The organism is Geminicoccus flavidas (assembly GCF_009806515.1).
GTDB lineage: Bacteria > Pseudomonadota > Alphaproteobacteria > Geminicoccales > Geminicoccaceae > Geminicoccus > Geminicoccus flavidus.
Window position 1 is genome coordinate 1 of record NZ_WUJP01000635.1, and the last position, 5385, is coordinate 5385.

Consider the following 5385-nt stretch of genomic DNA (forward strand, 5'->3'; position numbering starts at 1 on the left):
GTCAGGCGGTGGCCGCGCGCCCGCCCCTCGATCGCGACGATGCGGCCCTCCACCTCCAGGGTGAGCGGGCGGGCCAGCGAGATCGTGTCGACCTGTACGGTGCGCCAGACGGCGATCAGATATCCCGCCGGCAGGGCGGCCATGAGGCAGGCCAGGGTCGCCAGGGCGGTCTGGCGGGCATAGAGGGCATACAGGGTGAGAGCGGCGGCAGCGGCCAGGACGAGGAGGGCAATGCCCGTCCAGCCGCCTGCCGGATCGTCCGGTGGGGCCATGAACAGGAGGACGCCCAGCCCCATCAGCACGGGTGCCCACAGCGCCCAGCGATGCCGTTCCGCCAGGAGCAGGCGGTGCAGGGCGAGGAGCACCGCGAACGAGCGGATGGCACCCGCCCCGGCACCCTGCCGGACTGCCGCCGACCAGGTCGTCCGACCTTGCTGCACCTGCGAGCGGTCCCGTGCTAAAGCGCGACGCGCGGGTTAGCGTCGCATCAACTTAAGGTTAATTCGGGTCGGGCAGGATATCAACTGATGAGTGTAATCGTCCGGTTCGCACCCTCGCCGACGGGCTATCTGCATATCGGCGGGGCGCGTACGGCTCTGTTCAACTGGCTGTTCGCCCGGTCCAAGGGCGGCAAGTTCCTCCTGCGCATCGAGGACACCGACCGCGCGCGCAGCACCGAGGACGCGATCCAGAAGATCTTCCAGGGCCTCGAATGGCTGGGCCTGGACTGGGACGAGGAGCCGGTCTTCCAGTTCGCCCGCGCCGCCCGCCACGCCGAGGTCGCGCACCGGCTGCTGGCCGAGGGTAAGGCCTATCGCTGCTGGTCGACCCCGGAAGAGCTGGAGGCGATGCGTGCCAAGGCGCGCGCGGAAGGCCGCCAGCCCCGCTATGACGGCACCTGGCGCGACCGCGACCCATCGCTGGCGCCTGCCGGCGTCGACCCGGTGATCCGGCTGAAGATGCCCCAGACCGGCGAGACCACCGTCCAGGACATGGTCCAGGGCGAGGTCACCGTGGCGAACATCCAGCTCGACGACATGGTCCTGCTGCGCGGCGACGGCACGCCCACCTACATGTTGTCCGTGGTGGTGGACGATGCCGACATGGGTATCACCCACGTGATCCGCGGCGACGACCACCTGACCAATACCTTCCGCCAGGTGCAGCTCTACCGGGCGATGGGTGCCGAGCCGCCCACCTTCGGCCACATCCCGCTGATCCACGGGCCGGACGGGGCCAAGCTCAGCAAGCGCCATGGCGCGCTCGGCATCGAGGCCTATCGCGACATGGGCATGCTGCCGGAAGCGATGCGCAACTACCTGATGCGGCTGGGCTGGTCACACGGCGATGCCGACGTGATCTCCACCGAGGACGCGATTCGCTGGTTCGACATGGCCCAGGTCGGCCGCTCGCCGTCGCGCTTCGACATGCAGAAGCTGACCTCGCTCAACGCCCATTGGCTGCGGGCGCGTGCCGACGAGGGCCTGATCGGGCTGATCCGCCCGATCCTGGAGGGGGCCGGCTTCACGCTGGACGAGGCCGGCACGGCGCGGCTCCAGGCAGGGATGGGTGGGCTCAAGGCGCGGTGCCGGACTCTAGTGGAACTGGCCGAGGCGGCGGCCTTCTACGTGGAGCCGCGCCCGATCCGGATCGCCAGCGATGCCGCCAAGTTGCTCGACCCGGCAGCGCGCGAGCGGCTGGGTGCGGTGGCGGCACGACTGGCGGCGGTCGAGCCGTTCGACGAGGCGACGCTGGAAGCCGAGTGCCGGGCCTATGCCACAGAGATCGGGCTGGGATTCGGCAAGCTGGCGCAGCCGCTCCGTGTGGCACTGACTGGTTCTACGGTGTCACCCGGGTTATTCGAGGTCATGGTGGTGCTGGGCAGGGACGAGGTCGGGGCCCGGCTGGAGGACGCTGCGGCCGGACGTAACCCGGAGAAGAACAGCCGGCGCTAAGGTGCAACCGGCTCGTCGATGCTGCGTTTCATGCACGCATCGATGCGCCGCAGGCAGATGCCGACCAAGGACATTCCGTACCAATCTCCGGCCTGACCGGGTGAAGACTGGTGTTTCGATAATGCAAGGGACAACGAGGAGAGCCCGATGACAGCTTCAACCGGCAAGTCGGCGACCTTGACCATGCCCGATGGCAAGACCGCCGAGCTCCCCGTGCTGGGCGGCGTGCTTGGGCCCAACGTCATCGACATCCGCAAGCTGTACGCCCAGACCGGGATGTTCACCTACGATCCCGGCTACACGTCGACCGCCAGCACCACCTCCAGGATCACCTATATCGACGGCGACGAGGGCGTGCTGCTCCATCGCGGCTACTCGATCGAGGAACTGGCGACCAAGAGCGACTATCTGGAGGTCTGCTACCTCCTCTTGAACGGCGAGCTGCCGACGGCCGCGCAGAAGGCCCAGTTCGTGCGCGACATCACCTACCACACGATGCTGCACGAGCAGATCCACTTCCTGTTCCGCGGCTTCCGCCGCGACAGCCACCCGATGGCGGTGATGATCGGCGTGGTGGGGGCGCTCTCGGCCTTCTACTACGAGGACCTGAACTCCGACGATCCGCACCACCGGATGATCGCGACGCACCGGCTGATCGCGAAGCTGCCGACCATCGCGGCGATGGCCTACAAGTACACGATCGGCCAGCCGTTCGTGTACCCGCGCAACGACCTCTCCTATGCCGAGAACTTCCTGCACATGATGTTCTCGGTGCCCTGCGAGCGCTACGAGGTCGACCCGATCCACGCGAAGGCGCTGGACCGGATCTTCATCCTCCATGCCGACCACGAGCAGAACGCCTCGACCTCGACCGTCCGCCTGGTGGGCTCGACCGGGGCCAGCCCGTATGCGGCGATCGCGGCCGGCATCGCCGCCCTTTGGGGTCCCGCCCATGGCGGCGCTAACGAGGCGGTGCTCACCATGCTGCGCGAGATCGGCGACCCGTCGCGCATCCCGGAGTTCATCGAGAAGGCCAAGGACAAGGACAGCGGCTTCCGCCTGATGGGCTTCGGCCACCGGGTCTACAAGAACTACGACCCGCGTGCCCAGGTGCTGAAGGAAAGTGCGGACCAGGTGCTGGCGCAGCTCGGTAAGGCCGACAACCCGCTGCTGGCGATCGCGCGCGAGCTGGAGAGGATCGCGCTCTCCGACGAATATTTCGTCAAGCGCAAGCTGTTCCCGAACGTCGACTTCTATTCGGGCATCATCCTGGAGGCGCTGGGCATCCCGTCCAAGATGTTCACGGCGATCTTCGCCCTAGCCCGCACCGTCGGCTGGGTCGCGCAGTGGGACGAGATGATTCAGGATCCCGAGCAGAAGATCGGCCGGCCGCGCCAGCTCTATACGGGCTACGACCGCCGCTCCTTTGTCCCGCTCGACCGGCGCGGCTGAGCGGCCCGATCGTCTTGCCGCTGCACGAATCCCGGGGCGCCGTGCGGCGGCAGGGGTGGGAAGTACGGGATTTGCCTGCTAGATGCAGGTCGCAAACCGTCTCGACCATGCTCGGGTAGCTTTCCATGGCTCTCATCTCCGCGGCGCTGGGCCGGATCAAGCCCTCGCCGACTATCGCGATCACCAACCTCGCCCGCGAGCTCCAGGCCAAGGGCCGGGACGTGATCGGGCTCGCCGCCGGCGAGCCGGATTTCGACACGCCCGACTACATCAAGGCCGCGGCGATCGACGCGATCAACCAGGGCCAGACCAAGTACACCGCCGTGGACGGGACGCCGCGTCTGAAGAAGGCGATCGTCGCCAAGTTCAGCCGCGAGAACGGCCTGGCTTATGCGCCCGAGCAGATCACGGTCGGCACCGGCGGCAAGCAGGTGCTCTACAACGCCTTCATGGCGACGCTGAACCCGGGCGACGAGGTGGTCATCCCGGCACCCTACTGGGTGAGTTATCCCGACATGGTGCTGCTGGCCGGCGGCACCCCGGTGTTTGTGCCCTGCCTGGAGCAGCATGGCTTCAAGCTCCAGGCCGGGGATCTGGACCGGGCGATCACGCCCAAGACCAAGTGGCTGGTGCTGAACTCGCCGAGCAACCCCACCGGCAGCGCCTACACCGCGGCGGAGCTCAAGGCACTGACCGAGGTGCTGCTGAAGCACCCGCAGGTCTACGTCATGACCGACGACATGTACGAGCACCTGGTCTATGACGGCTTCACCTTCGCGACCCCGGCCCAGGTCGAGCCGCGCCTGATGGAGCGCACGCTCACCTGCAACGGCGTGTCCAAGGCGTTCGCCATGACCGGCTGGCGGATCGGCTACGCGGGCGGGCCCAAGGACCTGATCAAGGCGATGGGCACGATCCAGTCGCAGAGCACCTCCAACCCCAGCTCGATCAGCCAGGCGGCGGCGGTGGCCGCACTGGAGGGCGACCTGTCCTTCCTGCCGGAGCGCAACGAGGTCTACCGGCAGCGCCGCGACATGGTGGTGGCGCGGCTGAACGAGGCGCAAGGTCTGTCCTGCCACAAGCCCGAGGGCGCCTTCTATGTCTATCCGTCCTGCCAGGGCGTGATCGGCAGGAAGACCCCGGATGGCCAGGTGATCGGGTCGAGCGAGGACTTCGCCCGCTACCTCCTGGAAGGTGTCGGCGTGGCCGTGGTCCATGGCAGCGCATTCGGACTGGACCCGTTCTTCCGGATCTCCTACGCGACCGCGACCGACGTTCTGGAGGATGCCTGTGCGCGGATCCAGAAGGCCTGCGCGGCGCTCTCCTGAACGGTTCCGACCCGGGGGAACGCATCAGGCGGCGTGTTGCCGGATACCGGATTGCACCTGTAACGCGTTCCCCCCTGGACGTCGCCCGGCGTCGGTTCTAGGCAGGTCCCTTCCGGAAAACGCCTCCGGACTGTCATAATCGAGTGAGGGGGGACCTCCACATGAACCCGTTCATGTCCGACGTGGAGCTGCTGGCGCTGGCTGCCAGGCGCCTGGGCATGGAACCCGAGGTACTGATGCAGCGTTATTACGGCTCGATCCTGGATGCCGAGCACGAGTTCGAGGAGTTCTGCCGCAGTGGCCGGCTGCAGGACAGCTTCAGGGTCATGCTGCGGGCCCGGCTGAATGCCATGCCGGGCGAGGCGCAGGAGAGTGGCGACGCAGGCATGGCGACGGTTCCGGCCTGAACCCGGGTCCGAGCCGGCCGGGGCAGCGAAGGGCAACCTGGATGACGGCGGACTCGACCATCGCACCTCGCCCTACTGCGCTGGTGTTCGACCTCGACGGCACGCTCGTCGATAGCGTGTACCAGCATGTCCTGGCGTGGCACCATGCGCTGCTGGAGAGCGGCATCGAGCTGTCGATCTGGCGCATCCACCGCAAGATCGGCATGAGCGGCGGGCTGTTCACCCGCGCTTTGCTGCGCGAGA

Annotated in this window: 4 protein-coding genes and 2 pseudogenes; 5 read left to right on the forward strand and 1 reads right to left on the reverse strand. The window is 67.4% G+C overall.

All coding sequences use genetic code 11. The features are described 5' to 3' along the window. Nucleotides 1-440 (reverse strand): annotated as a pseudogene (locus EQG76_RS17895) (hypothetical protein); the annotation flags it as partial. 87 nt (nucleotides 441-527) lie between these two features. On the opposite strand from EQG76_RS17895, the gene gltX reads away from it, so the two are divergent. From gltX to EQG76_RS17920, 5 genes and pseudogenes are all read left to right on the forward strand, one after another. Then, nucleotides 528-1955 (forward strand): glutamate--tRNA ligase, encoded by a 1428-nt coding sequence (gltX, locus tag EQG76_RS17900; RefSeq protein ID WP_159715748.1) that lies wholly within the window; start codon nucleotides 528-530, stop codon nucleotides 1953-1955. Between the two features lie 147 nt (nucleotides 1956-2102). Then, the gene (locus EQG76_RS17905; RefSeq protein ID WP_159715749.1) at nucleotides 2103-3407 is read left to right on the forward strand and encodes a citrate synthase; all 1305 of its coding nucleotides are present in this window, start codon (nucleotides 2103-2105) and stop codon (nucleotides 3405-3407) included. A 125-nt stretch (nucleotides 3408-3532) separates the two neighbouring features. Then, on the forward strand, nucleotides 3533-4735 hold the full coding sequence (locus EQG76_RS17910) for a pyridoxal phosphate-dependent aminotransferase (RefSeq protein ID WP_159715750.1): 1203 nt from the start codon (nucleotides 3533-3535) through the stop codon (nucleotides 4733-4735). Nucleotides 4736-4896: 161 nt separating this feature from the next. Continuing rightward, entirely contained in the window at nucleotides 4897-5142 is a 246-nt protein-coding gene (locus EQG76_RS17915; protein WP_159715751.1) for a hypothetical protein, read from the forward strand. A gap of 41 nt (nucleotides 5143-5183) precedes the next feature. Beyond that, nucleotides 5184-5385, forward strand: a pseudogene (locus EQG76_RS17920) (HAD family hydrolase); the annotation flags it as partial.